Here is a 26,815-nt window from a genome sequence, read left to right as displayed (position 1 = left end):
GACTGTAGGAATACATGTTTAGCAAGGAGCAAACCATGAAAACAAACCGATCTATTATCTGGCTGGGAATCCTGCCGGCGCTTATCGTGCCCGCTGCAATGGCGGGGCTTGCCGAGCGTCCCGGGGATAAATCGCCGCAAAACTGCTTCGGACTGCGGGTTGCCATTGTGCAGCCGGTTCAGCCCTTTGTGTGGGACCCGGGAATGGCAGGTGAAATCAATGTAATCCGGGGGCAGGCATGATGAGCGATATTGAAGCGCTGGTGCAGCAATTCTGGCAGTCGCTGCAGTCCATGGGGCTGCTCAAGGGCCTGCTGTTTGTCCTGTTTTTCCTGGCTGTCTGGTTCCTGCCGGCCCTGGTGGCGCTGGTGGCCAATCGTCGCCATGCGGGGAAGATATTTCTCGCCTGCATCCCGGCCATCGCTTCCTGGATCGCCTGGTTCGCACTGCTAGCCTGGGCGGCGACGGGACGCTACCAGCAGTGGGGGCGGAAGCCGGTGGCTGTTGAGGCGCACGCCGATCCGGAGCGGTAGCCGTGCACGGGTCAAGGGGGTTGTCACAATCCGGCAATTGCAGCCTCCGGGGGCAGGGGTTATGTTATTGGCAATAACAATAACCAGCCGAGGTCCCCCATGGCCGAATCCGGGATGATCGCCAGCAATGCCCCCAAACCCAGCCGCCTGCGTATCGGGCGGCGCTATCGTGCCAACCGTCTCGACGGTCCCTACGATGCCATCCTGGTCGGCTCCGGTATCGGCAGCCTGACCACGGCGGCGCTGCTGAGTGAAGCGGGCAAAAAGGTCCTGGTGCTGGAGCAGCACTATACCGCCGGCGGCTTTACCCATGCCTATGACCGCAATGGCTATGAGTGGGATGTCGGCGTCCATTACATCGGTGATGTGGGCGGGCATCCCACCATGACCCGCCGCCTGTTCGATTTCCTCTCTGCGGGGAAGCTGCAATGGGCGCCGATGGACGATACCTACGACCGGATCTGTATCGGCGAGCAACAGTATGACCTGCGCGCGGGGCCGGAGAATTTCAGGCGGGAGTTATTACAGCGTTTTCCGGGCGAGGAAAAAACGCTCGACCGGTATTTCGAGCGTATCGCAGCGGTGGGCAAAGCCATGCCACTGCTGACCATGGAAAAACTCCTGCCGCGCTGGTGCGCTCCAGGCCTTTCACTGTTGAAGAAATGGCGCCTTCCCTCCTACCTCAACCGCACCACTTACGAGGTGCTGCGCGAACTCACTGACAATGAGGAGCTGATCGCGGTACTGACCGGCCAGTGGGGCGATAACGGCATGACGCCCAAAACCAGCAGTTTTATTATCCACGCGTTGATCGCCAAGCATTACATGTACGGTGGTTTTTACCCGGTAGGCGGAGCCAGCCGGATTGCCGAAACCATCATTCCCAGGATCCAGGAAAGCGGTGGCGAGGTATTCACCTACGCGCGAGTGGAGACCATCCTGCTGGACGGCCATCGCGCCCGCGGCGTGCGCATGGCGGATGGGACCGAGATACTGGCGCCGGTGGTGATTTCCGGCGCGGGGGTATTCAATACCTTTGAACGCCTGCTGCCCCACAGCGCCACCGAGGCTGCCGGTTACGATCGCCAGTTGCAGGACGTGGAACCCTCCATGGCGCACCTGTGCCTGTATATCGGCCTGCAGAAGACGGCCGAGGAGCTAGGCCTGCCGAAAACCAATTACTGGCTCTACCCGAGCGTCGATTACGAAGGGGACGTGGAGAAGTTTCTCGCCGACAGTGAAGCCGAGATACCCCTGGTGTATATCTCCTTCCCGTCGGCCAAGGATCCCAGTTTCAATGCGCGCTACCCGGGACGGGCCACCATCGAGATAGTGGCGCCGGGCCGGTACGAGTGGTTCGAGGGCTGGAAGGAGCGGCCCTGGGGCAAGCGGGGTGACGACTACGAGGCGCTCAAAGAGGCATTCAGCCAGCGCCTGCTGGAGCATCTCTACCGGCACTTCCCGCAACTGCGGGGCCAGGTCGACTACTGTGAACTTTCCACGCCTCTCTCCACCGCCTGGTTCTGTGAATACCAGCGCGGGGAGATCTATGGCCTGGACCACGATCCACAGCGCTTTGAGCAGGGCTGGCTGCGCCCGAAGACCCGTATAAAGGGACTGTACCTGACCGGGCAGGACATCATGAGCTGCGGCGTGGCCGGCGCAATGTATGGCGGTGTGATGGCGGCGCAGAGCATTCTCGGCTGGCGCCGGGGCCTGCCGCTGCTGCGACGGGTTTTCGGCAATTCCGCGGGGGGTAAATCCGTGGATCACGGGGGTGGAGGCATCTCGGCACCGGTACAATCTTCCGAGTCTTCCTGAGGCGTTCCTCCGCCCGGCAAAGCTTCTGCCTCCATGGCATCAAGGACAGGAATATAGGAGTGCGCGGTGATAAAGGATTGCAGCCGCAATGGCAGATTGAAAGCGTTTCTCTTCCTGTCGGCAACCCTGGTTGCCGGCCTCTGTAGTGCCTACGACGAGGCGCTGCCACGCTATGCGCTGGTGATCGGTAACAGCGATTACCCGTTTGCCCCGCTCAGGAACCCGGTCAATGATGCCCGGGATATGGCCAAAAAGCTGCGGAAGTTGCGTTACCGCACTACCCTGGCCACAGATATGAACCCGCAGCAGCTGCGGGCTACGGTAGCCGAATTCTACCGTTCCGTCTCCGGCGACAATGCGGTGACAGTGTTCTACTACGCCGGCCACGGGGTGCAGCTGCAGAATACCAATTACCTGGTACCGGTCGGGGTATCCATCGATGACCCCATGCAGCTGGTCGCCAACGCGTATTCGATCAATGAGCTGCTGCGGGAAGTGGAGCAGTCCGGCAGTAGCCAGAATATCGTGATCCTCGATGCCTGCCGCAACAATCCGTTCAGGAAGACCCGGGCGGTGGAGTCCCAGTTAAGGCAAATCCAGGCGGGATTGGCGATGGTGGAGGCGCCGCCCAGTACCCTGATTGCCTACGCCACCGAGCCCGGCAACGTGGCCGAGGATGGCCGGGGCAGGAATGGCACCTATACGCGGGCGCTGTTGCGGCATATTACCCGTGCGGAAACCGCCGAGGAGCTGTTCAAGAAGGTGCGCCGTGACGTGCTGCGGGCCACCGATAACCGCCAGACGCCGTGGGAGCATTCCTCACTGCTGGAGACCTTCTACTTTGCCCCACCCAGGAACAAGAAGATTCCCAATGTGGTGAGTTTCTAGCGGACAGGGTCCTGTCCCGAAGTTAACTGGCGGAGGTTAACTGGCGAGAGTTTACCGGTCAGAACACGCCGATAATTCCGGCCAGCAGCATGGTGGACTGTTCGCTGACATTGCCAAAGCGGGCGGTGCCGAAACGGATATCCTGCCGGTAACTGTTGTACCGGAGCTTGCTGCGGAACAGCAGGTTGCCGGACATGGGTATTGTCCAGCCCAGGTTGATGGAATAGCCGCTGCTGCTACCACTGGTCTTGCCGTAGATATCATCAAACTCCAGCATTTCGCCGGCTTCGACGCCATCGCCGTCACCAAAGAAGCGATTGTCGGTATCCAGTGAGGCATAGGCGACAGAGAAATCCAGTTTGCCGGCATTGGCAAAGCTCTTGCCGATATTGATTCCGGCAAATGGCCCGGACTGCCGGTAATACTCGTAATCCGTCGCGCGCGTGGCGCTGTCCCGGACAAACAGGTCCAGGTTGGTCTCCCCCGACTTGTAGCCAATAAAAAGGCTTAACAGGTCGCTGGCCTGGTAGCCGAACGTGATATCCAGGTCCTGCCGGCTGGCGTCGCCGATAAAGTCCTCCTCGGAAACCTCGGCATCTTCCACCGAGCCGGAAATATTCAGGGCAAGGTTAAAGCGCTGGTAGGCCAGGCCGCCGGTGAGGTTTGCGACCGGGAAGACGATGGTCTGGTCGAGTTTTTCCGGAAAGGCATAGGTACCGTAGCCCATCTCCAGCCCGCCAAATTTGTGGATCTCCAGGCCCGGCGCGTCTTCCCCTGCCTGGGCGACAAGCACGGGCGATGCTGCGATTAGCAGGGAGCAGGCAAGCGCTCTACTGATATAGGTGGGCATCCGTTGCTCCATGGTTCCTTGTGATTAGGCCGGTACTTCTGTGCCGTCCTGTGTTTTCCCGGTTGTCGGCCTGACAGCGATCAGCCCGAGGGCAGTGGAGAGCAGGGCAAAGCTGAGGATAAACAGGCCATTGAGTTTTACCTGGTTATGCCTGATGGAGGCCGGCGTCCAGATCTTGCCCGGATCAAAGGCATAATCCATCAACAGCTCGGCCGGCAACAGGTTGCCGGGTTCGACGCCGGGGCGGTACTCATTGCCGATGGTGACGCGGATGTTTCGTGTGCCGTCCTGGGTGGGGACCGGCTGGGAGACGACGACACTGAAATAGGTAAGGAGGTAGAGGGCCAGTGCCGGTAACCCGAGCAACAGTGTTGCGCTTGCCAGCAACCGTCGCGCTGTCCGGCCCAGGGCCGGGCCCCAGATCCATACCAGGAACAGGCAGATGCAGCAGAAGGGAACGGCCATCTTTACCGCGAGGCCTGCGGGATCAGGCGGATCTATTTCCCCGGCCCAGACTCCCAGGGGACCGGCCACCACCGCAGCCGCAGCTGCAGCCCAGAGGGAGCCAATGTTTTCCAGTGACGACCTGATATCCATGGCCGCCACTAAAGTGGTTGGATCACGTGGATAAACGGGTCCTGCAGGATGGTGATCTTTTCATTGAACACCTGGTCATTGCCGGAAACACGAAAGCGGTAATTGCCGATCTTGATCTTCGAGCCGGGGGTGTAGCTGGTCCAGTCTTCTCCACCGGCGCGAAATGCACCCTCCGGCATATAGTGCATATATGAGCCCTCGCTGGCCGCACTAATCTGGGTACGACAGTAGGCGCTATCCGGAACGTCACTGTCTATCGCGCCACGTGCGGACTGGATGTTTTTATCGGCTGATTCGATATGTTCCGAAAGTGATGCCCAGGATCGGCTATTGGCAGCCTGCCAGGCCGACTCCAGCTGCGCTGCCGCATCGGCCCGGTTCTGGCTGATGGTATCTACCATCAGTTGCAGGACTGCCGGATCACCCTGGGTCCGCTGGCGCCACTGCTCGATCTCCTCGTCCAGTGCGATGACCTCATTGGCCATGAAAAACAGTTTCTGGCTGTTGGGGCTGCCGTCGTTCTCGATCACCAGTGGTGGCGCGCTGTCACGCTCGATGGTGATTTTGGGATAAGTGGGAATGAGCGGCTCGATTTCGGAGGTGTTGCTACAGCCTCCTGCCAGCAGGACGGCGAGTAAGGTCAGGGCAATACGTGGCACGTAAGTTCCTTTTATGCAGTGCCGCAATTCCCGCGGGGGAGGTGAAGTGCGGCGGGGTTTCTTTTTTATACAGCCACATCATCGTGAATCTTATGCGTATCGGGACCTGAGCACAATAACAGCCGCTACTGGCCCCGCCTAAGATTCCGCCCGTCCCTGTGCGTCATTGCGGGGATTGCGCGCGCTGACCGGGAAGGGCTACGATGCCGCGACTGCCCTATTGTTTGCGGCAGCCAGCGCGCGTCGCACTGCGGCGTGAACAGTCGTTGGTAATCCAGTTGAGGAAGTGCGAATGTTCAGTCATGTAATGGTCGGTGCGAACGACCTGGAAGAGTCGAAGAAATTCTACGATGCGGTCCTGGCGACCCTGGGTTACAAGCCGGGCGTTTTCGATGAGAAGGGTCGTTGTTTTTACTTTTCCGACAAAGGCATCTTCGCGCTGACCCGGCCGATCGATGGCGACCCGGCCAGCCATGGCAATGGCAGCACCATCGGTTTTGCTGCAGAAAGCCCGGAAATGGCGGATGCCTGGCACGCCCAGGGCCTGGCCAATGGTGGCGTCGCCTGTGAGGACCCGCCCGGGGTGCGTGAGGGCTCGGGTATGAAGCTTTACCTGGCCTACCTGCGCGATCCCTCGGGCAACAAGATCTGCGCGATGCATCGCGTGGCCTGAAGCCCCCGCTTCACGATTCAGGGTGGCCAGGGTGACGGCCGGCCTGTGACTCGGGATCGGGTCATCATGTAACAGGGATGTTGATATGAATCTGCAGAAAATGGGCGGCATAGCCGCCCTGGTCGAGGCGCTCGCCTATATCGTCGGTTTCACCGTGATGCTGACGCTGCTTTCCCCGGACAATGCCGTGGAGATGGTGGCGGCGGACTGGCTGGCCTTCAATATCGAGCACAGTGCCGTGCTGGGTGCATGGAACCTGTTTATCTACGTGGTGTTCGGGTGCTTCCTGGTGGTACTGGTCAATGCGTTGCACGAGCGCCTCAAGCGCCGTGCACAGGCAATGATGTCGACGGCTTCGGTGTTTGGCTTTATCTGGGCCGGGCTGGTGATTGCCAGTGGTATGGTGGCGAATATCGGCCTGGAGCGGGTGGCCGGGCTCCATGCCTCTGAGCCGGGGCAGGCACTGGTTATCTGGCAGTCCATCGGTGTGGTCCAGGACGCACTGGGTGGTGGTGTGGAAGTCGTGGGTGGCCTGTGGGTGTTGTTGCTGAGCTGGGCGGCCCTGAAGCAGGGAGCGCTGCCCCGGCCGCTGAACGTGATCGGCCTGCTGGTGGGGCTCGCCGGGATCCTGACGGCAATACCTGGCCTGGGTGGGCTCGGGGCCCTGTTTGGCCTGGGCCAGATTCCCTGGTTTATCTGGCTGGGGATATTCATGCTACGCAATGATGTGCCGGACCAGCGCTCGCAAGTCAGCGCTGGCGCCGGGGCGACGCCGGCCGGGTAGGAGGTCGGGCCAGAGGTTTCAGTTTGAACAGCGGCCGGGGCCTGATGGGCGACACCGGCGGTATGCTGTCATTGAGAACGTCTGCATGCCGCCCGTCAGCCGCCTCGCTGAATTCTTTTTAACAGCTCCCGGGTCTGGCGAATACCCTCGGCCTCGTCCAGCCGGTTGCCCTCGTACTCGATGCCCACCCAGCCCCGGTAGCCTGCACTTTTTACGATCTGCATCATGCGCTGGAAATCGGTCTTCACTGCTTCGCCCTGCGCATCGAAATCATAACTCTTGGCACTGACGGCTTTCGCCCAGGGCATCAATTCCTCAACACCCTGGTAGCGGTCATACTGCTCCCCGCTGTCGCGGTCGATCACGAAATTGCCGAAATCCGGCAGGGTGCCCACGCGCGGGTGATCCGCGCGGCGCATAACCCCGGCCAGCCACTGGCCGTTCGATGAGAGCCCACCGTGGTTCTCCACCAGTATATTCAGCCCCAGGTCCGCGCAGTCCTCCGCCAGCAGGCGCAGGCCGTCCGCGGCCTTTTTCATCTGCTCTGCATAGCTGCCGGAACTCTGCGCATTGACGCGGATCGCATGGCAGCCCAGGGCGTGGGCCATCTCCGCCCAGCGCCGGTGGCGCCTGGCCGTCTGCCGGCGCTCAGCTTCAGAGTCCGCCCCCAGCTGGCCCTCGCCATCCACCATCACCAGCAGGCTCTGCACGCCCTCGCTGTCGGCCTGTTTTTGCAGGTTGTTGACCAGGCTGTCGCTGAGCCTGTCGGCGTAGAACTGGTTGACGTACTCGACCGCCTCGATATCGAACAGCTGCCGGGCCATGCGCGGGAAGTCTTGCGGGCTGGCGTCGCCGCTGTGGAAAGTGCGGTGCAGGGACCACTGGGCCAGGGAGATACGGAACCAGGGATCTGATTCAACGGATTGGCTGCACCCCATGGGCAGCAGTGCGGCGGTAAAGGCTGCAGAGGTGGTTTTCAGGAACTGGCGGCGGGATGGATTGTGCATCGGGTTGGCTCCCGGATTATTTTTGTGGAATTGCAAAGGGTATCGCGGCCATGGGCCGCTCCTACAATGTTTGCGCTGTAGGAGCGGCCGCCGGCCGCGAATGGCCGAAAAAAGAATTACTTCTTCTTGCCGGACATGGCCGCCGCCAGCAGGTCGCCCATGCTGCCGCGGCCGTTGCCGCCGCCCTGTTGCTGGCGGTTGCGGTTGTTGTGCCGCTGCGCCTGGCGGCCCTCGCGCTGGTCGCCCTTCTTCACGCCGCCGCTGCCCTGCTCACCGGGCTCGTCGGACAGGCGCATGGACAGGCCGATACGCTTGCGCGGCACGTCCACTTCCATCACCTTCACCTTGACGATATCGCCGGCCTTCACCACTTCGTGCGGATCCTTGACGAACTTTTCCGACAGGGCGGAAATATGCACCAGGCCATCCTGGTGCACGCCGATATCGACGAAGGCGCCGAAGTTGGTGACGTTGGTGACCGTACCCTCGAGCACCATCGACGGGCGCAGGTCCTTGATTTCCTCGACACCCTCTTCGAACTGGGCGGTGCGGAATTCCGGGCGCGGGTCGCGGCCGGGCTTTTCCAGCTCGGCAATGATGTCCTTGACCGTCGGCACGCCGAATTTCTCGTCGGTGTAGTCCGCCGGGTTGAGGCGGCGCAGGAAGCCGGAGTCGCCGATCAGGCTGTTGATCTCGCGGCCGTTCTTCTCGGCAATGCGCTTGACCACCACGTAGGACTCGGGGTGCACGCCGGAGCGATCCAGCGGATCCTCGCCGTTATTGATGCGCAGGAAGCCGGCGGCCTGTTCGAATGCCTTGGGTCCCAGGCGCGGCACTTCCTTCAGCTGGGTGCGGTTCCTGAAGGCGCCGTTCTGGTCGCGGTAGCTGACGATATTGTTGGCGATTGACGCGCTCAGGCCGGAGACCCGGGCCAGCAGGGGCGCGGAGGCGGAGTTCAGCTCGGCGCCAACGCCGTTTACACAGTCTTCCACTACCGCGTCGAGGGAGCGGGCCAGCTGGGTCTGGGAAACGTCGTGCTGGTACTGGCCTACACCGATGGACTTGGGCTCGATCTTCACCAGTTCCGCCAGCGGGTCCTGCAGGCGGCGGGCAATGGAGATGGCGCCGCGGATGGTTACGTCCAGGTCCGGGAACTCCCGCGCGGCGAACTCGGAGGCGGAGTACACCGAGGCGCCTGCCTCGTTCACCATCACTTTCTGGGCCGACAGCTTGTATTGCTTGATGGTCTCGCCCACGAACTTGTCGGTCTCACGGCTGGCGGTGCCGTTGCCGATGGCGATCAGGCCTACATTGTATTTCTCACACAGGGCGGCGATGACCGCGGCGGACTCGCGGGTGCGGTTCTGCGGCGGGTTGGGGAAGATTGCGGTGTGATCCAGGATCTTGCCGGTGGCATCCACCACGGCGACTTTCACCCCGGTGCGCAGGCCCGGGTCCAGGCCGATGGTGGCCTTCTGGCCCGCCGGGGCCGCCAGTAGCAGGTCCTTGAGGTTGCGGGAGAATACCTTGATCGCCTCTTCCTCGGCTTTCTCGCGCAGTTCGCCCAGCAGGTCGGTCTCCAGGCTGGTCAGCAGCTTGATACGCCAGGTCCAGCGCACCACCTCGCCCAGCCACTTGTCTGCCGCGCGGCCCTGGTCCTCGACGCCCACGTGGCGGGCGATCATCACCTCGCAGGGGTGCGCCTGGCTGGGGGCGCGCTCCTCGTCGCCCTCGAGCCCCAGGTTGATGGCCAGGATGCCCTCGTTGCGACCGCGGAAGATGGCCAGGGCGCGATGGCTGGGTACCTTCGACCAGTCCTCGGCATACTCGAAGTAGTCGCGGAACTTGGCGCCTTCCTGTTCCTTGCCGTCCAGCAGCTTGGACTTCACCTGGCCGTCGCGCTTGAGGAAATCGCGCAGCTTGCCCAGCAGCTCCGCGTCTTCGGCAAAGCGCTCCATCAGGATGAACTTGGCACCGTCGAGGGCGGCCTTGATATCCTTGACGTGCAGGGAGGCGTCCTCGTTATCCGTATTGATGTAAGGCTGGGCCTGCTCTTCGGGATTCAGGGTCGGGTCGTTGAACAGGGCGTCCGCGAGGGGCTCCAGGCCGGCCTCGATGGCGATCTGGCCCTTGGTGCGGCGCTTGGGCTTGTAGGGCAGGTAGAGGTCTTCCAGCCGGTTCTTGGTATCGGCGGCATTGATCTGTTGTGCCAGTTCCGGCGTAAGTTTGTCCTGTTCGTCGATGCTCTTGAGGATCGCGGCGCGGCGGTCTTCCAGCTCGCGCAGGTAGCGCAGTCTTTCCTCCAGCGTACGCAGCTGGCTGTCATCCAGTTCGCCGGTGACCTCTTTCCGGTAGCGGGCGATAAAGGGCACCGTGGCACCCTCGTCCAGCAGGGCCACGGCGGCAGCCACCTGCCGCGTATTGACGTTGAGTTCTTCGGCAATTCGCGCGTTGATATCCAGCATCTTATTTTCTACATCCATTCCGCGGGGTGTACTTCTCAGCGCCGACGGGCCCGTTACAGGCGGTATCGGCTGGCTATTTGGGACGAGCATTATGCGCGAGCGGCGCCCGCTGCGGAAGGTTTGCGGCAGGCCCACTGGATGTTGCGATGGTCTGCATTCAAAAAGGCTTCTTTCCTTGCGGAACTCCAGTAGAATGCGCAACTAGTCAAATTTTGATCAAATTTTACTTGCATTCCGGTCGAGGGTCTTTGTGAGAATTTCCGAAAAGAACAAAATTTTTGCGGCCGTTATTGCCGTTGGAGTCGTGGCCATAGGCTTGGTGTGGCTGTTGCAGCCCAAGCCGGAGGAAAAAGTTGCCGAGAAGGCCGTGCCCCCGGTAGCGGACATCGTTTATGTCGACCCCGCCCGCCACACCCTGCTGGTGCCCAGCCAGGGCTCCGTACGTGCCCGCCACGAGATCGAGGTGGTGGCGCGGGTCGGCGGCACCATCGAGAGCGTCAGCGAGGCTTTCGTCGCCGGTGGCTTCTTTAGCAAGGGTGAAAAGCTGCTGCAGATCGAGCCCGCCGACTACCGGCACCAGCTGACCCGCACCGAGGCCAAGCTGGCCAATGCCAAATCGGTACTGGCCCAGGAACAGGGTCGCTCCAAGCAGGCCAAGCGCGAATGGCGCGACCTGGGCACCGCAGAAGCCAATGCACTGTTCCTGCGCAAGCCCCAGCTGGATGCCGCCAAGGCCGAAGTAGCCGCGGCCCGCGCGGATCGCGACCAGGCCAGGCTCGACCTGGCGCGTACCCGCCTGCAGGCGCCGTTCGCCGGCCGGGTGGTGGAAACCTTTGTCGACCTGGGGCAGTACGTGACCCCGGGCACCAGGCTGGCGCGGGTGCACAGTACCTCCATCGCCGAGGTGCGGCTGCCGCTCACCGACCAGCAGCTCTCCCTCCTCAACCTGCCGCTGGGCCAGGCCATCGATAACGGCCCGGCCGTGCGGATGCGTGCACGGGTGGCCGGCCAGGAGCGCGAGTGGCGCGGCGAGATCGTGCGTACCGAGGCGAATATCGATCCCAACAGCCGTTTCGTCTATGCCGTGGCCCAGGTCCACAAGCCCTACGAGGGCGAGGTGCCGCTGATCAACGGCCTGTTCGTGGAGGCGCATATCGCCGGCAAGACCCTGGACGATATCGCGATCCTGCCGCGCCAGGCACTGCACGAGGGTGATCACCTGCTGGTACTGGATGCGGAGAACAAGCTGCGCTTCCGGGATGTGGAACTGCTGCAGACGGTCGAGGAGGAAGTCTGGGTGCGCGGTGATATCACCCGCGGCGACCGCGTGGTGGTCTCCAGCCTGGGTTATTCCCGCGAGGGCATGGTGCTTACCCCCAACCCGCTGAACGAGAAGCCCGCCGGCTTGCAGGTCGGCGACGACAGCCCGTCGGAGAGCGATGGGGCCGAGGTGGGTGTCGATGAGGCGCGGGCGACTGTTGCCGCCGACACCAAGCTGGAAAGAGAGGGCTGATCATGCAGGGCATCATCGGATGGTTCGTCCGTAACAGCAGGGCCGCCAACCTGCTGATGATCATGATTGTCATCGGCGGCCTGTTCGGTATTTCACATATCGGTCGCGAGGTGTTCCCGGCCATCAACCCGGGTGTTGTGCGGGTGGAAATCAGCTATCCGGGGGCCGGTCCCCGGGAAGTGGAGCAGCAGGTTACCCTGCGGGTCGAGCAGGCCATCTCCGAGGTGAAGGGCATCAAGGAGGTGAATTCCTTCTCCCGGCGCAGCCACAGCTCGGTCCGTATCGAGGCGACAGATGGTTATGACGAGCTGCGCCTGCTGAACGATATCAAGGTGCAGGTGGACTCCATCAACACCTTCCCCGAGAGCATCGAGCGGCCGGTGATCCAGCTGGAGGAATGGGCGCCGCAGATGATGATGATCGCCATCGGCGGTCCGGTGGGCCCGCACGAGCTCAAGGACACCGCGCTGAAGCTGCGCGATGAGCTGATCCTGCTGCCCGGCGTGCGCCGGGTGGACGTGTGGGGTGATCGCGCCGACGAAGTCTCCATCGAGGTGTCGGAAGTGGACCTGCGCCGCTACAACCTGACCTTCGACGATGTGGCCGGCGCCGTGCGCCGCTCCTCCATCGACCTGCCGGCGGGCATGGTGCGCTCCGACCGGGGCGATATCCAGGTGCAGACCCGTGGCCAGGCTTACACTGCTGACGACTTTGCCAGTATCCCGCTGGTAAGCCGCGCCGACGGCACCCGGCTGCTGCTGGGTGACGTGGCCAGTATTGATGACGGCTTCGAGGAAGAGGGTTCGGTGATCCGCTTCAACGGCAAGCCGGCGATGAACCTGCGGGTGTTGCAGGGCGAGCCGCTGGATGTGGTGGCCACTGCCGACCATATCAAGCAGTTCATGGCCGAGGCCCGTGAACAGCTGCCCCCGGGAATGGAGTTCGAGATCTGGTTCGACTTCTCCAAGGCCTACGAGGGCCGTATGGAGCTGCTGGCCGGCAACGCCCTGGGCGGCCTGGTGCTGGTGTTTGTGCTGCTGATGCTGTTCCTGCGCCCGGCGCTGGCCGTCTGGGTGACCATCGGTATCGCCACCGCGTTTATGGGTGCCTTCTGGCTGTTGCCCACCACTGGCGTCACGCTGAACATGCTGTCGCTGTTCGCCTTCCTGCTGATTCTCGGTATTGTCGTTGACGATGCCATCATCGTCGGGGAGGCGGTGCATGCCGCCCACGACCGCGGGCTCACGGGCCTGCAGGCCGCCGAAGCGGGGGTGAAACAGGTCTCGACGCCGGTGATCTTCGCCGTGGTTTCCACCATGGTGTTCTTCATACCCATGCTGTTCCTGCCCGGCAACACCTCGCAGATGATGTATGCGCTGCCGGTGGTGGTGCTGCTGTGCCTGGCTTTCTCGCTGGTCGAGTCGCTGCTGATCCTGCCGGCGCACCTGGTGAACATGAAGCCGGAAAAACAGGCCACCTCCGGGCTGGGATTGAAGCTGCAGAACCTTCGGGCCAGGTTCGCCGGTGCCATGAAACAGGCCGGTGACCGTTATTACCTGCCGCTGCTGGAAAAATCCCTCTCCAACAGCCGCGCCACGGTGATGATCTTCCTCATGGCGCTGTTCCTGTCTTTTGCGGTATTCAAGGGGGGCTACGTCGGTTCGGCGTTCTCGCCCAAGGTGCCGTCCGACATGCTGGAGCTGCGCACCACCATGGCCCCCGGTGAGTCCTTCGAGGAAACCAAGCGGGTGATGGAGAAGTTCGAGGCTGCCGGCGACAGGCTGGCGGCCGATCCGGAACTGCTGGAGAAAAACGGCGGCGTACCGTTTGTCGAGAACACAATGGTGTTCCTGTGGCGCGGTAACGTCACCGTGCTGCTGCAGCTGACCGATGGCGAGCAACGCGACGTTACCTCCGAGGAGCTGGCCCTGCGCTGGCGGGAATTCGTGGGTGAGCTGCCGGCCAGCGTCGAGGAAATGCGCATACAGCACACCATTAATGATGGCGGCGCCGGTATGTCGCTAAACCTGAGCACTGCGTCCGGCGATATGGACGAATTGCGCATGGCTGCCGATGCGGTCAAGGACGCGCTGGACAATTACGCCGGGGTTTACGATGTGCGCGACAACCTGGTCAGTGCGCGGCAGGATATCGAGATCCAGCTGAAGCCCCACGCCACCAACATGGGCATCGACCTGGCCGGCGTGGCCAAGCAGGTGCGCCAGGGTTTCTACGGTGAAGAGGTACAGCGTATCCCCCGCGGCCGCGAGGATGTGCGCGTGATGGTGCGCTACCCGCAGGAGGAGCGTGCCAGTGAAGAGCAGATTGACCGCATCCGTATCCGCACCAACGAGGGCGAGGTGCCGTTCAGCGCGGTGGCCGATGCAGTCTATGTGCCGGGGTACACCACCATCCGCCGCAGCGATCGTGAGCGCACAGCCCGGGTTACTGCGGAGCTGACGCCGGGTAGCGCCTCGGCGCAGGAAATCCTGAAACAGCTGCGCGAGGAGCATGTGCCGCAGTGGGAGAAACAGTTCCCGGGCTTTGCCCTGAAGACGGCTGGTGAAATGCAGGAAGAGGAGGAGTTCAGCACCGCTATTATCGCGTTCTTTGCGTTGTCGCTGTTTGCGATCTATGCGTTGCTGGCGATCGCCTTCCGCTCCTACTCACAGCCGCTGCTGATCATGACTGCGGTGCCGTTCGGGTTTTTTGGCGCGATTGTCGGTCACCTGTTGCTGGGCTACGAGATCAGCATCATGTCGATGCTGGGCTTCCTGGCCGCCGCAGGTGTGGTGGTCAACGATAACCTGGTACTCATGGATCGTATCAACCAGCTGCGCGCTGAGGGTGTGGCAGTGATGGAGGCGGTGGTCCAGGCGGGCCGGGACCGCTTCCGCCCGATTATCCTGACCTCCATCACCACCTTTGTGGGGCTGGTGCCGATCATGTTCGAGCGCTCGATCCAGGCCCAGTTCCTGATCCCGATGGTGGTCAGCCTGGCGTTCGGTGTTCTGTTCGCCACTGCGGTGACATTGCTCCTGGTGCCGAACCTGTACAAGGTGATCGAGATCATCCGCGCCCGGCTGCACAGCCGGCGCGGCTCCGACCCGGAATTGTCGGTGAGCCTCGAAAAGGCCTAAACTACCAGCCTGACAGAAAACGCCGACCCCGGGTCGGCGTTTTCGTATTTCCCTTTCCCTGTCGAGGAATGATTGTCGATGCGCGTGCCGCGTATTTATTCCCATGAGCCCCTGGCCGGGCGGACCGAAATCGAGCTGGACGAGGGCGCCAGCCGCCACCTGGTCAAGGTGCTGCGCCTGCAGGCGGGCCGCCCCCTGGTTCTGTTTGATGGCCATGGGGGCGAGTACAGTGCCGAACTCGCAGAGGCCGGCAAGCGCGCCCGCGTGCGGCTGCTGGACTGGGTCGAGGGCGATCGCCAGTCACCGCTGGCACTGACCCTGGCCATCGGTATTTCCCGCGGCGACCGCTTCGACTGGGTTGTGCAAAAAGCCACGGAGCTGGGGGTGGCCCGGATCCAGCCGCTGTTTACCGAGCGCTGTGAAGTAAAGCTGAAAGGCGAGCGACTGGAAAAGAAGCTGGCCCACTGGCAGCAGGTGGCAATCAGCGCCTGCGAGCAGTGCGCGCGCAACCGGGTGCCGGAAGTGTCGACACCACAGAAATTCTCCGGCTACCTGGGCGACGCCGGCGCTGACAGCGACCTGAAACTGGTGCTCCACCACCGTACTGAGAAACACCTGCGGGACCTGGAGTCCGAGCACGGCCGGCCCGGCTCGGCCCTGTTGCTGGTGGGTCCGGAAGGCGGCCTGTCCGCGGCGGAGATCGATGCGGCTCTGGCGCAGGATTTCCTGCCATTGCGGCTCGGCCCGCGGGTATTGCGTACAGAGACTGCACCAGTCGCCGCATTGTCTGTGCTGCAGTACCAGTGGGGGGATCTCTGAAACCGCGCCGGGTTTTCCATTAAGCGCTGCGCGGGTTAATCTTCGGGTTCGACAGTTTCATCCAGACAGGGAGAGGATGTGATGGTTAAACTGATTCTGTGGTTGCTGGGCCTCACCATCCTGGTGCTGTCCATCGCAATCATCGCCAAGCCCTCACTGGCGCGCAGCATGAGCGAGCGCCTCAATGAGACCGGCTATGCAATTTCCGCCTGGGGCCGCCTTGTCGTGGGGCTCATCCTGCTGCTGATCGCCGATACCCGGGCCTGGAACGTCCTGTTCAACGCACTCGGTGTGCTGCTGGTACTGGCCGGTGCCTATATGCTCCATATCGGCTTTGAACGCAGCAAGGCGCTGGCTATAAAGATTGCCCAGGGCAACGAGACGTTCCTGCGGGTCAGTGGGGCCATAGGCGTGCTGCTGGGCCTGCTGTTACTTTCCGCGAGTTGAGATCAGGTGACTGCCACAGATGTTTGCCACTGAACTGGTTATCTTTGACTGCGACGGCGTGCTTGTGGACAGCGAGACCATTGTCTGTCGCGTCCTGGCCGAGGAAATGAACAAGCTCGGCATGGAGACCACTGCCGAGGAGCTGGACGAGCAGTTCAGCGGGCGCCCGGCAAAAGACTGCCTGCTGGAAATCGAGACCCGCTACGGCGGGCCGCTTCCCGACCACTATTTCGGCAATACTGAACGGCGTATCCGCGAGGCTTTCCACCACGAGTTGCAGCCGATCGCCGGCATCGAGGACCTGCTCGATCACCTGCTGCAGGTCAGCCTGCGCAGCTGTGTGGCCTCCTCCGGCTCCCATGAAAAAATGCAGCTCACCCTGAACAAAACCGGCCTGTTCGAGTACTTCAATGGACGCATTTTCAGTGCCGATGACGTCAGGCGCGGCAAACCCTGGCCCGACCTGTTCCTGCATGCCGCCCACACCATGGGGGTGGAGCCCCATCGCTGCCTGGTGGTGGAGGATTCCATCGCCGGGGTAAAGGCGGCGGTGGCCGCGGGCATGCCGGTCGTGGGCTACAGCCGCCACCCGGTGCGCGCACCACAGCTGGAGCGCGAGGGCGCGCGGGTGGTCAGCGACCTGATGGCGGTAATGGACTACCTCTGACCACCGGCTACATTGTCTCAGCGGGCCAGGTCGACGATCACCGCTGCACTGCGACGGCCGTTCCGGCTGTCAATAAAGGTGCGTTGATAGCGGATACGCTCTATGCCGCCATCCAGCAGGTCCTCCACCAGCCAGCGCGGCACCGGCACCCGTTCGGTTGCCGTATCGCCGCCATCGCTGAAAAGTGGCTCACCGGTGGCATAGACGACCCGGTCGCCCACCATAAAGTAACCGCTTTCCGATTCGGCCCGCACGCCGCCGATATCCCCGTGCAGCTGCCAGCGCACCATCATTTCCCGTGAGTCGCCACTCAATGTCTGCCGGGCCGGCTGCGCGTCCAGTGCCACCAGCCGTCCGCTGGCGGGCAGGTCGATCAGCAGGAAGTTCGACAGGCTGCCGGCCGGGCCGGCAAAGCTGCGACGGTAGCCAAGCCTGCGTACCCCCTCACCATACCAGGCCCGCAGCTGCCCTGGTGCCAGCCGTACCTCCTCGTTCAGTCGCGCCATGTCGGCGCCGAATGCGAGTGGGCGCTCCACTTTCTGCAGTACCCGGTTGCGGTCCAGGTCGACAAACTCGCCGTGCGATGAGCGGGCACCGCCGGCACTGGCCACGCGCCAGGTCAGCGATACCCTCAGGCCCCGCTGGGCATCCACCAGGGCGGTGTCGGGGGCCACGGTAAGCAGTTGCGGGGTATTGGCGTGGGAGGCGAGGAAAGTAAAGACTCCGGCCAACAGCAGTAGGGGCACCAGTAGCATCCAGCTGTACAGGCACTTGGCGGGACAAACGGACATGGTGGCCTCCCGTGGCTGCAGGGCCTGCGGGTATCCTAGGGTGCGCCACGAGACACTGGTACGTGGCCACTCCGGGGCGTCACTGCTTGTGGCTGCTGTGCGCCAGCCAGCCTCTGCGGCCCAGCGTGTACTACAATGAAAATGACGCCAGCCAGTCGGGGAGCTTTCCTGATGACGCGATTTTTCTGTGCCTTGGTATCTGGCCTGCTGGTCACGGTGTCCCTGCCCGCCTGTTATGACGATCCCAACAAAAAGTATGCGCTGGAGCCGCTGCCCAATGTAAAGGAGGGCGCAGCGGAGCAGCTGGCACGCAAGGCGAACCCGTTTGGGGATGCCATGGTGCGCTACCTGCGTGGCAAGCCCCGTGAGGACGGGAACGAATTTATCCTGGGCGTGCGTTTTGAGCCCGGCGGCTTTGCCCCGCGTATGGATAGCATCGGTGATGTCGAGGCGCTGCTGGTCATCATGCGCGATTACCCGGCCATGCGTATCGTGATTGAGGGGCATACCGACAACGAGGGCGACCCGGAGAAGAATCGCAGGCTGTCCCAGGTGCGGGCAGACTGGGTGCGCCAGTTCCTGCTCGAGCGCGGCATCGATGCCGAACGGGTGGCAGCAGAGGGTTTCGGGGATACGGTTCCGATCGCTGACAACAGTACCCCTGCGGGGCAGAAGAAGAACCGGCGACTGGTGATACGCGTGGTGAATTTCGATTCGCAACCGGTGTCAGTGCAACTGCAGCATGAAGAACAGCAGGAGTCACCGGAAACAGGCAACCGGCCCGCCGATCAATGACTGCAGGCAGTCGATGAGCGGGCAGGCCGGGCACCGGTTCAGGCGGTGCCGATCTCCAGCGAGCGCAGGATCTCCGCGGTGGGGTCCACCTGGTTCATGGTATAGAAGTGCAGGCCCGGGGCGCCGCCTTGCAGCAGGGTATCGCACAGGTCGGTGACCACTTCCAGCCCCAGCTTGCGGATATCTTCCGGGTTATTGAAGCTCTCCATGCGGTGGCGCAACCAGCGGGGGATTTCCGCACCGCAGTTGCGAGAAAACCGCGCCAGGTTGGTGAAGTTGGTAATCGGCATGATGCCCGGGTAGATGGGCGCATCGATGCCGGCTTTCTCGCACTGGTCGAGAAAATAGAAGTAGGCATCCGGGTTGTAGAAGTACTGGGTCAGCGCGCTGTTGGCGCCGGCCTCGAACTTGCCCTTCAGGTAACGAATGTCGTCGTCGTAAGAGCCCGCTTCCGGGTGAATCTCAGGGTAAGCGGCAACTTCCAGGTGGAACCGGTCGCCGGTATGGCGGCGGATAAAGGCCACCAATTCGTTGGCGTACACCAGCTGCGCCACAGCGCCCATGCCGGAAGGCATATCGCCACGCAGTGCCACGATGCGATCCACGCCCGCTTCCCGGTAGGCGTTCAGGAGTCCCAGCACGGTCTCCTCGTTATCACCGCCGAAAGACAGGTGCGGCGCGATGGAGATACCGTCGCGACGCAGGCCGGTGACGATATCCACAGTGGTTTCGCGGGTGGTACCGCCGGCGCCGTAGGTGACGGAGAAGAACGCCGGGGCAAACTCCTGCAGGGTCTCGCGGGTCTTGTACAGCTTCTCCCGGCCCTCGGGCGTCTTGGGCGGGAAAAACTCAAAGCTGATTCTGGGGGTGTCGGTCATGATACTGTCTTTTCCAGTCCCCGAGGGGCTGGACCCCGCCCGGTGCCGGAGTGCGGCAGGGCGGAATGACGATCTTGCAACCAGCATCGTCACGCCGGCTCGCGCCGGCGTCCAGTCTCGGTTCAATTAATACTTGTAGCTTTCTGGCTTGAACGGGCCTTCCACGGCAACGCCGATATACTTGGCCTGGTCCTCGGTCATGCGGGTGATCACACCGCCGAAGCCCTCGACCATGTAGCGGGCGACTTCCTCGTCCAGTTTCTTCGGCAGCACTTTCACGTACAGCGCGGAAACTTTCTGGTCCGCCGGCAGGTCGGCAAACTTCTCCTGGTACAGGTGAATCTGTGCCAGCACCTGGTTGGCGAAAGAGCCGTCCATGATGCGGCTGGGGTGGCCGGTGGCGTTGCCCAGGTTCACCAGGCGGCCCTCGGATAGCAGCAGCAGGTGATCGTTGTCTGCCGCATTGCGCACGATCTTGTGTACCTGCGGCTTCACTTCCTGCCATTCCCAGTGCTTGCGCATGTAGGCGGTATCGATCTCGTTGTCGAAGTGGCCGATATTGCACACCACAGCGCCACTCTTCAGCGCTTTCAGCATATGTGCATCGCACACGTTGGTATTGCCGGTGGTGGTCACCAGCAGGTCGGTGTTGGCCAGCAACTCCTTGTTGATACCCTCGTCGGTACCAGTGTTGATGCCGTCCTTATAAGGGGAAACCAGTTCGAAGCCGTCCATGCAGGCCTGCATGGCACAGATGGGGTCCACCTCGGAGATCTTCACGATCATGCCTTCCTGGCGCAGGGAGGCGGCGGAGCCCTTGCCCACGTCACCGTAGCCGATCACCAGGGCTTTCTTGCCGGACAGCAGGTGGTCGGTACCGCGCTTGATGGCATCGTTCAGGCTGTGGCGACAGCCGTACTTGTTGTCGTTCTTGCTCTTGGTGACGGCGTCATTGACGTTGATCGCCGGCACTTTCAGGGTGCCCTCGCGCAGCATGTCCTGCAGGCGGTGCACACCAGTGGTGGTTTCCTCGCTGATACCGTGGCAGTTATCGAGGATCTGCGGGTACTTGCGATGCAGCAGCTCGGTCAGGTCGCCGCCGTCGTCGAGGATCAGGTTCGGCTGCCAGCCGGCCACGTCGTCACCCACGGTGCGTTCCAGGCACCACTCGTACTCTTCCTCGGTCTCGCCCTTCCAGGCAAATACCGGGATACCGCTGGCAGCGATGGCCGCGGCGGCGTGGTCCTGGGTGGAGAAAATGTTGCATGAAGACCAGCGTACTTCGGCACCCAGCGCCACCAGGGTTTCAATCAGCACTGCGGTCTGGATGGTCATGTGGATACAGCCCATGATGCGCGCACCGGCCAGCGGCTGCTCTGCGCGATACTTCTCGCGCAGTGCAATCAGGGCCGGCATCTCGCCCTCGGCGATTTCAATCTCGCGGCGGCCCCAGTCCGCCAGGGTAATATCGGCGACTTTGAAATCCTTGAATTCAGTGCTCATCTGGTTCATTCCAACCTCTTTGAATTTGTGTTTTCTGTAGGAGCGGCCCATGGCCGCGATTTCTGCCTGTCTCGAAGCGTGTATCGTTCGCGGCCATGGGCCGCTCCTACGGTTAAGTTCTTTATTTCCCGGGTTTACAGGCCCGCGTGCTGTCGCAGGATCTCGGCCTTGTCGGTTTTTTCCCACGGGAAGGCAGTGAAGGTCTCGCTGCGTTGCTGGCCGCTGCTATCGGTCCAGCTGTAAGTGTGCTCGAACGGCTCGCGCCCGAAGTGGCCGTAGGCCGCGGTCAGCTGGTACATCGGGTGTAGCAGGTCCAGGGCCCGGGAGATGGCGTAGGGACGCAGGTCGAAGTGCTCGCGCACCAGCTCGATCAGTTTGTCCTCACTTACCTTGCCGGTACCGAAGGTATTGATCGACACGGAAGTGGGCTCGGCCACGCCAATGGCGTAGGACACCTGGATCTCGCAGCGCTTGGCCAGCCCGGCGGCGACAATGTTCTTGGCCACGTAGCGACCGGCGTAGGCGGCGGAGCGGTCGACCTTGGACGGGTCCTTGCCGGAGAAGGCGCCGCCGCCATGGCGGGCGGAACCACCGTAGGTGTCGACGATGATCTTGCGCCCGGTCAGGCCGCAGTCGCCCACGGGGCCGCCGATCACGAACTTGCCGGTCGGGTTGATGTGGTACTTGGTGCCCTCGTGCAGCCACTCCTGCGGCAACACGTGGTGCACGATCAGCTCCAGCACCGCCTCGCGCAGGTCTTCCTGGCTTACTTCCGGGCTGTGCTGGGTGGACAGCACCACCGCGTCGATGGCGCACGGCTTGCCGTGCTCGTCGTAGCGGAAGGTGATCTGGCTCTTCGCGTCCGGGCGCAGCCACGGCAACAGGCCGGACTTGCGCGCCTCGGCCTGGCGCTCCACCAGGCGGTGGGCGTAGTAAACCGGCGCCGGCATAAAGGTCGGGGTCTCGTCGGTGGCATAGCCGAACATCAGGCCCTGGTCCCCGGCACCCTGGTCTTCCGGCTTGGCACGGTCGACACCCTGGGCGATATCCACCGACTGCTTGCCGATCATGTTCAGCACGCCGCAGGTGTCGCCGTCGAAGCCCACGTCCGAGGAGGTGTAACCGATATCGGTGATCACCTTGCGCACCAGGTCTTCCAGGTCCACCCAGGCACTGGTGGAAATCTCGCCGGCAATCACCGCCACGCCGGTCTTTACCAGCGTCTCGCAGGCCACGCGCGCGTGCTTGTCGCGCGCCAGCAGTGCGTCGAGCACCGCGTCGGAGATCTGGTCGGCGATCTTGTCCGGGTGCCCCTCGGATACGGACTCCGAGGTAAACAGTCTGTATTCACTCATGTGAAAGTCTCCATGTCTTGCCTGCGGCAAACGAAATAATGCTCGGTGTTATTGCGGGAGCCTCCAGGGCAGGCTCCCGCGGTTAAATTACGGTTTCAGGAATTCCCGGATCTGGATCTGGAAGCCATTGCGCAGGGCGCTGTATACGCTGCGACCATCCTGCAGGCCGGCGTCTTCCGCCCAGGCCTGCAACTGCTCCGGGGCAAAACCCAGCCACAGGTCACCACAGGCCTCGCGGGCCCAGTCCTGGCGGTGGTCCTGCAGCTCTGCCACCAGCAGCTGGCCGCCACTTTTCAGGGCCTGCTGCAGGTCCTGGAATATCTGTGCCGGCTCCGGCGTATGGTGCAGCACCATATTGACCACGATGCTGTCGGCGCTCTGTGGCCGCGCGGCGGCCTCGCGGGTGTCCCCGCAGACAAAGTCGATATTCGCCAGGTTGCGGTCATCGGCAAACTGCCGGGCCCGCGTGAGCATGGTCTCGGACAGGTCAAGCGCGGTGACGTTGTCGAAGCGGGGGCTCAGCTCGGCGAGAAACTCCCCCTCACCGGGGCCTACCTCGAGGGCCCTGGTCCCGGGCTTCAGCAGCTGGGCCACCTGCGGGCCGTAGACTTCGTAGCCAGCGATCAGCTCCTGCTGCTCGCGGAAGCGATTGCCATAGTCGGCGAAGAAGCGGCGCGAAGCCTCGGCGCGCTCCCGGGCAATGGTCGCCACGGCGGCGGCCCGTTCCGGGGACAGGGGCAGGCGGTCGAGGCTGGCAAACAGGCCCCGCAGCGCCTCACCGTCACCACTGCGGCGGTAAAACAGGTTGTTGCCCTCGCGCCGCTTGCTCACCAGGCCGGCCTGGGCCAGTACTTTCAGGTGATGGCTGAGCGCCGGCTGGCGCAGGGTGAAGATGCGGCACAGCTCCAGCACGCTGTAGGAGTCCTGGCTCAGCAGGCGCAGGATCTCCAGGCGCAGCGGATCCCCCGCGGCCTTGAGGGTCGCGGCCAGCTGGGGGATGGCGTCCGGAATGGTCTGTTCCGGTTGCTGGATGGCGTGCTGGGAATCTGGCATGAGGCGCAGTCTAGCAGCGTTCCAGCCTGCATCAAAGGATTTTGATATAGCTCCATAAAAATATTTTGATGCAGGTGTGTTGTTTTAAGCGCCGGCACCTGCGGAGCAATTTTGTTGCGTGAATAACGCGACAATCGGCCACCGGCCTTTGCGCAGCGCCGCCGATTGCGTGAAAATACGCCTCCTTTTTCGCCGCCGTGGCCTATGGTGAATGCGGCCCGGCCCCGCAAACTGACCTGAGAGCAGAGCCCTATGACTTCTTCCAACCCGACCCGCACCGAACTGGCCAATGCCGTTCGTGCCCTGTCCATGGATGCCGTGCAGAAAGCCAAGAGTGGCCATCCCGGCGCGCCCATGGGCATGGCAGATATTGCCGAGGTCCTGTGGAACGATTACCTGAAGCACAACCCGGCCAACCCCGACTGGGCGGACCGCGACCGTTTCGTGCTGTCCAATGGCCACGGCTCGATGCTGCTCTACTCCCTGCTGCACCTGACCGGCTATGACCTGCCGATCGAGGAGCTGCAGAACTTCCGCCAGCTGCACTCGAAGACCCCGGGGCACCCGGAGTATGGCTACGCGCCCGGTGTCGAGACCACCACCGGCCCGCTGGGCCAGGGCATCACCAACGCGGTGGGCATGGCGCTGGCAGAGAAAGTGATGGCGGCGCAATTCAACCGCCCGGGCTATGAACTGGTGGATCACCACACCTACTGCTTCCTCGGCGACGGCTGCCTGATGGAGGGCATCTCCCATGAAGCCTGCTCCCTGGCCGGTACCCTGGGGCTGGGCAAGCTGGTTGCCTTCTACGACGACAACGGCATTTCCATCGATGGGGAGGTTGAGGGCTGGTTCACCGATGACACGCCCAAGCGCTTCGAGGCGTATGGCTGGCATGTGATCCCGGGTGTCGACGGCCACGACCCGGCGGCGGTGAAGCAGGCCATCGAGGAGGCCCGCGCCGAGACCGCCAGGCCCACCCTGATCTGCTGCAAGACCGTGATCGGCTTCGGTTCCCCTAACAAGCAGGGCCGCGAGGAGTGCCACGGCGCGCCGCTGGGTGATGACGAGATCGCCCTGGTGCGCGAGACCCTGAACTGGAACCACGGCCCGTTCGAGATCCCCGAAGATATCTACGCTGGCTGGAACGCCCGCGACAAGGGCGAGGCGCAGGAAGATGAGTGGCGCGATATCTTCGCCGACTACCAGGAGGAGTTCCCGGAGCTGGCGGCGGAATTCGAGCGTCGCATGAGCGGCGAACTGCCGGCGGACTTCCTTACCAAGGCGGATGAGTACATTCGCGAGTGCCAGGAAAACGGCGAGAAGATAGCCTCGCGCAAGGCGAGCCAGAATGCACTGAATGCCTATGGCCCCATGCTGCCGGAATTCCTCGGCGGCTCTGCCGACCTGGCGGGCTCCAACCTCACCATCTGGTCCGGTTCCGTGGGCGTGCGCTCCGATAACGCCGCCGGTAACTACGTTTACTACGGTGTGCGCGAGTTCGGCATGAGCGCCATCATGAACGGGATCGCCCTGCACGGCGGTTTCGTGCCCTACGGTGCCACCTTCCTGATGTTCATGGAGTATGCGCGCAACGCCGTGCGCATGGCCTCACTGATGAAGCAGCGGGTGATCTTTGTTTACACCCACGATTCCATCGGCCTGGGCGAGGACGGACCCACCCATCAGGCGGTGGAACAGCTGACCGCCCTGCGCTCCACCCCGAACCTGTACACCTGGCGCCCCTGCGATGCGACCGAGTCAGCGGTGAGCTGGAAGATGGCAGTGGCCCGCAACGACGGCCCCAGCGCCCTGATCTTCAGCCGCCAGGGCCTGGCGCCGCAGAGCCGTGACGCCGGCCAGCTGGCCCAGGTGGAGAAGGGCGGCTACGTGCTGTCCGACTGCGAGGGCCTGCCGGAGGCCATCATCATCGCCACCGGTTCCGAAGTGGAACTGGCGATGGAAGCCCAGAAGCAGCTGTCCGGCCGCAAGATCCGTGTGGTCTCCATGCCCTGTGCCGAGGCATTCATGGACCAGGACGAGGCGTACCGCGAGTCGGTGCTGCCGTCCAGCGTCCGCGCCCGCGTCGCTGTGGAAGCGGCCCACCAGGATTACTGGTACAAGTTTGTCGGCTTTGACGGTGCCATCGTCGGTATGAAGACCTTCGGCGAATCCGCCCCCGGTGGCGAGCTGATGGAATATTTCGGCTTCACCGTCGACAATGTGGCGCAGACCGTCGAGAAACTGCTGAAGTAAAACGTGCGTTGCACGACCTTCTACCTGGATGCCGGCACTTGCCGGCATGACGGCTGCGAAGCCTGACTTTGCCCTGCCGTCGTCCCGGTTCCGGCCGGGATCCAGCACCCACGGGAGTCAGCTCAATATGCTGATACTGGCTGGAAGTTCATGAGTATCAGACTTGCCATCAACGGCTACGGCCGCATCGGCCGCTCCGTCCTCCGTGCGCTGTATGAATCCGGCGCGCGCGATCGTTTGCAGATCGTCGCCATCAATGAGCTGGCCGACTGCGCCACCATCGCCCACCTGACCCGCTACGATTCCGTACACGGCCGCTTTGGTGGTGATGTCGAAGTGCAGGGCGATGCCCTGGTCGTTAACGGTGACCGCATCGCGGTGACCCACCATGAACAGCTGGAAGACCTGGACTGGCGCAAAGACCGGGTTGATATCGTGCTGGAGTGCACCGGCAGCTTTACCGAGCGCGCCCGCGCAGAGCTGCACCTGAAGGCCGGGGCAAAAAAAGTCCTGTTCTCCCAGCCCGCCAGCCGCGATGTGGACGCCACCATCGTCCACGGCGTCAACGACGATGTCCTCACTGGCAAGGAGACCATTGTCTCCGCCGCCTCCTGCACCACCAACTGCAGCGTCCCGGTGATCGCCGCGCTGGATAAAGCGTTTGGTATCGATGCCGGAGTGATCACCACCATCCACGCCGCCATGAACGACCAGCCGGTAAGCGATGCCTATCACCATACCGACCTGCGCAAAACCCGTTCGGCGGTTACCTCCATTATTCCTGTCGATACCGGGCTTGCCCGCGGTATCGAGCGTATCCTGCCCAGCCTGGCCGACCGCTTCGAGGCCCAGGCGATGCGCGTACCCACGGTCAACGTGTCCGCAATCGACCTCTCCGTGCAATTGCACAACACTGTGACCCAGGCCGAAGTAAACGATGTACTGAGTGCAGCGGCAAAGAACGATTTTGCCGGCGTGCTCGGCTACACCGAAGAGCCCCTCGCCTCCTGCGACTACAACCACGATCCCCGCTCCGGCATCGTCGATGCCAGCCAGACCCGCGTTGCCGGTGGCAAACTGGTGAAAGTGTTGATCTGGTTTGATAACGAGTGGGGATTTGCCAACCGGATGCTGGACGTGGCGATGCAATTAAAGAGCCTGGAAGGCCGTGAGGCCAGTCACCACGACCACATAAAATAGCTTCTGCGCCAACCTGCTCGCATTATTGAGAGGCAGTTCTCAAATTTCTTTATTGGGATTGCTGCTCACCAATCCCTGCCGTTATTTCCTTCTACGATAAGAAAGCTTTGCCAAAAATTTTG

General features: G+C 62.5%; 24 protein-coding genes. 14 read left to right on the top strand and 10 right to left on the bottom strand.

The window, feature by feature from the left end:
* Positions 1-35: 35 nt before the first annotated feature.
* The 4 genes from LVE68_RS09010 to LVE68_RS08995 all read left to right on the top strand — a co-directional run bounded on the left by LVE68_RS09010 (position 36) and on the right by LVE68_RS08995 (position 3,241).
* Positions 36-242, top strand: a complete 207-nt coding sequence (locus tag LVE68_RS09010) for a hypothetical protein (protein WP_232939875.1) — start codon at positions 36-38, stop codon at positions 240-242.
* The gene (locus LVE68_RS09005) at positions 239-532 is read left to right on the top strand and encodes a hypothetical protein (RefSeq protein WP_232939873.1); all 294 of its coding nucleotides are present in this window, start codon (positions 239-241) and stop codon (positions 530-532) included. Before LVE68_RS09010 ends, LVE68_RS09005 begins: the two co-directional genes overlap by 4 nt.
* Positions 533-631: 99 nt before the next feature.
* Complete coding sequence (locus LVE68_RS09000) at positions 632-2,353, top strand: phytoene desaturase family protein (protein WP_232939871.1); 1,722 nt, start codon at positions 632-634, stop codon at positions 2,351-2,353.
* A gap of 66 nt (positions 2,354-2,419) precedes the next feature.
* Positions 2,420-3,241, top strand: a complete 822-nt coding sequence (locus LVE68_RS08995; protein ID WP_232939869.1) for a caspase family protein — start codon at positions 2,420-2,422, stop codon at positions 3,239-3,241.
* A 58-nt stretch (positions 3,242-3,299) separates the two neighbouring features.
* On the opposite strand, the gene LVE68_RS08990 is transcribed toward LVE68_RS08995, so the two are convergent.
* Genes LVE68_RS08990 through LVE68_RS08980 form a run of 3 tightly spaced genes read right to left on the bottom strand, consistent with a single transcriptional unit; the run spans position 3,300 to position 5,347 of the window.
* Entirely contained in the window at positions 3,300-4,091 is a 792-nt protein-coding gene (locus tag LVE68_RS08990; RefSeq protein ID WP_232939867.1) for a hypothetical protein, read from the bottom strand.
* A 24-nt stretch (positions 4,092-4,115) separates the two neighbouring features.
* Positions 4,116-4,688 (bottom strand): hypothetical protein, encoded by a 573-nt coding sequence (locus LVE68_RS08985; RefSeq protein ID WP_232939865.1) that lies wholly within the window; start codon positions 4,686-4,688, stop codon positions 4,116-4,118.
* Positions 4,689-4,696: 8 nt separating this feature from the next.
* Positions 4,697-5,347, bottom strand: coding sequence for a hypothetical protein (locus LVE68_RS08980; RefSeq protein WP_232939864.1), 651 nt, complete (start codon positions 5,345-5,347; stop codon positions 4,697-4,699).
* Between the two features lie 292 nt (positions 5,348-5,639).
* Here LVE68_RS08980 and LVE68_RS08975 point away from each other — a divergent pair, with 292 nt between their 5' ends.
* Together LVE68_RS08975 and LVE68_RS08970 are read left to right on the top strand one after the other, a co-directional pair.
* Positions 5,640-6,020 (top strand): VOC family protein, encoded by a 381-nt coding sequence (locus LVE68_RS08975; protein WP_232939863.1) that lies wholly within the window; start codon positions 5,640-5,642, stop codon positions 6,018-6,020.
* An 85-nt stretch (positions 6,021-6,105) separates the two neighbouring features.
* Positions 6,106-6,804 (top strand): DUF4386 family protein, encoded by a 699-nt coding sequence (locus tag LVE68_RS08970; protein ID WP_232939862.1) that lies wholly within the window; start codon positions 6,106-6,108, stop codon positions 6,802-6,804.
* 95 nt (positions 6,805-6,899) lie between these two features.
* Here LVE68_RS08970 and LVE68_RS08965 read toward each other — a convergent pair whose 3' ends face one another.
* Both LVE68_RS08965 and LVE68_RS08960 read right to left on the bottom strand, forming a co-directional pair.
* A complete protein-coding gene (locus LVE68_RS08965; protein WP_232939861.1) occupies positions 6,900-7,811 on the bottom strand; it encodes a sugar phosphate isomerase/epimerase family protein in 912 nt (303 codons plus the stop codon).
* 116 nt (positions 7,812-7,927) lie between these two features.
* Positions 7,928-10,276 carry a Tex family protein gene (locus tag LVE68_RS08960; RefSeq protein ID WP_233006701.1) on the bottom strand — a complete coding sequence of 783 codons (2,349 nt, stop codon included), beginning with the start codon at positions 10,274-10,276 and terminating at the stop codon, positions 7,928-7,930.
* A gap of 319 nt (positions 10,277-10,595) precedes the next feature.
* Between LVE68_RS08960 and LVE68_RS08955 the strand changes: the two genes are divergently transcribed.
* The 5 genes from LVE68_RS08955 to LVE68_RS08935 all read left to right on the top strand — a co-directional run bounded on the left by LVE68_RS08955 (position 10,596) and on the right by LVE68_RS08935 (position 16,862).
* On the top strand, positions 10,596-11,789 hold the full coding sequence (locus LVE68_RS08955; protein WP_233006700.1) for an efflux RND transporter periplasmic adaptor subunit: 1,194 nt from the start codon (positions 10,596-10,598) through the stop codon (positions 11,787-11,789).
* Positions 11,790-11,791: 2 nt separating this feature from the next.
* The gene (locus LVE68_RS08950) at positions 11,792-14,929 is read left to right on the top strand and encodes an efflux RND transporter permease subunit (RefSeq protein ID WP_232939860.1); all 3,138 of its coding nucleotides are present in this window, start codon (positions 11,792-11,794) and stop codon (positions 14,927-14,929) included.
* Positions 14,930-15,007: 78 nt separating this feature from the next.
* Positions 15,008-15,748: a 16S rRNA (uracil(1498)-N(3))-methyltransferase gene (locus LVE68_RS08945; RefSeq protein ID WP_232939859.1), complete on the top strand. Its 741-nt coding sequence runs from the start codon at positions 15,008-15,010 to the stop codon at positions 15,746-15,748.
* Between the two features lie 81 nt (positions 15,749-15,829).
* Positions 15,830-16,195: a hypothetical protein gene (locus tag LVE68_RS08940; protein WP_232939858.1), complete on the top strand. Its 366-nt coding sequence runs from the start codon at positions 15,830-15,832 to the stop codon at positions 16,193-16,195.
* Positions 16,196-16,214: 19 nt separating this feature from the next.
* Positions 16,215-16,862, top strand: a complete 648-nt coding sequence (locus tag LVE68_RS08935) for an HAD family hydrolase (RefSeq protein WP_232939857.1) — start codon at positions 16,215-16,217, stop codon at positions 16,860-16,862.
* A 17-nt stretch (positions 16,863-16,879) separates the two neighbouring features.
* Here LVE68_RS08935 and LVE68_RS08930 read toward each other — a convergent pair whose 3' ends face one another.
* Positions 16,880-17,653, bottom strand: coding sequence for a hypothetical protein (locus LVE68_RS08930; protein WP_232939855.1), 774 nt, complete (start codon positions 17,651-17,653; stop codon positions 16,880-16,882).
* Between the two features lie 171 nt (positions 17,654-17,824).
* Here LVE68_RS08930 and LVE68_RS08925 point away from each other — a divergent pair, with 171 nt between their 5' ends.
* Positions 17,825-18,448, top strand: coding sequence for an OmpA family protein (locus tag LVE68_RS08925; RefSeq protein WP_232939853.1), 624 nt, complete (start codon positions 17,825-17,827; stop codon positions 18,446-18,448).
* Between the two features lie 38 nt (positions 18,449-18,486).
* Here LVE68_RS08925 and metF read toward each other — a convergent pair whose 3' ends face one another.
* The 4 genes from metF to LVE68_RS08905 form a co-directional block, all read right to left on the bottom strand.
* Entirely contained in the window at positions 18,487-19,326 is an 840-nt protein-coding gene (gene metF / locus LVE68_RS08920; RefSeq protein ID WP_232939851.1) for a methylenetetrahydrofolate reductase [NAD(P)H], read from the bottom strand.
* A gap of 126 nt (positions 19,327-19,452) precedes the next feature.
* The gene (gene ahcY, locus LVE68_RS08915) at positions 19,453-20,838 is read right to left on the bottom strand and encodes an adenosylhomocysteinase (protein WP_232939849.1); all 1,386 of its coding nucleotides are present in this window, start codon (positions 20,836-20,838) and stop codon (positions 19,453-19,455) included.
* A 125-nt stretch (positions 20,839-20,963) separates the two neighbouring features.
* Positions 20,964-22,184, bottom strand: coding sequence for a methionine adenosyltransferase (metK, locus tag LVE68_RS08910; RefSeq protein ID WP_232939847.1), 1,221 nt, complete (start codon positions 22,182-22,184; stop codon positions 20,964-20,966).
* 87 nt (positions 22,185-22,271) lie between these two features.
* Positions 22,272-23,237: a metalloregulator ArsR/SmtB family transcription factor gene (locus LVE68_RS08905; RefSeq protein ID WP_232939845.1), complete on the bottom strand. Its 966-nt coding sequence runs from the start codon at positions 23,235-23,237 to the stop codon at positions 22,272-22,274.
* Positions 23,238-23,489: 252 nt separating this feature from the next.
* Here LVE68_RS08905 and tkt point away from each other — a divergent pair, with 252 nt between their 5' ends.
* Positions 23,490-25,493 carry a transketolase gene (tkt, locus tag LVE68_RS08900; RefSeq protein WP_232939843.1) on the top strand — a complete coding sequence of 668 codons (2,004 nt, stop codon included), beginning with the start codon at positions 23,490-23,492 and terminating at the stop codon, positions 25,491-25,493.
* A gap of 150 nt (positions 25,494-25,643) precedes the next feature.
* Positions 25,644-26,693, top strand: a complete 1,050-nt coding sequence (gap, locus tag LVE68_RS08895) for a type I glyceraldehyde-3-phosphate dehydrogenase (RefSeq protein WP_232939841.1) — start codon at positions 25,644-25,646, stop codon at positions 26,691-26,693.
* Positions 26,694-26,815 lie beyond the last annotated feature (122 nt).

Origin of the sequence: Microbulbifer sp. YPW16, from assembly GCF_021290385.1 — a bacterium.
Lineage (GTDB): Bacteria > Pseudomonadota > Gammaproteobacteria > Pseudomonadales > Cellvibrionaceae > Microbulbifer > Microbulbifer zhoushanensis.
The sequence above is the reverse complement of the archived record's forward strand: the minus strand, read 5'-3'. Positions and strand labels throughout refer to the sequence as shown.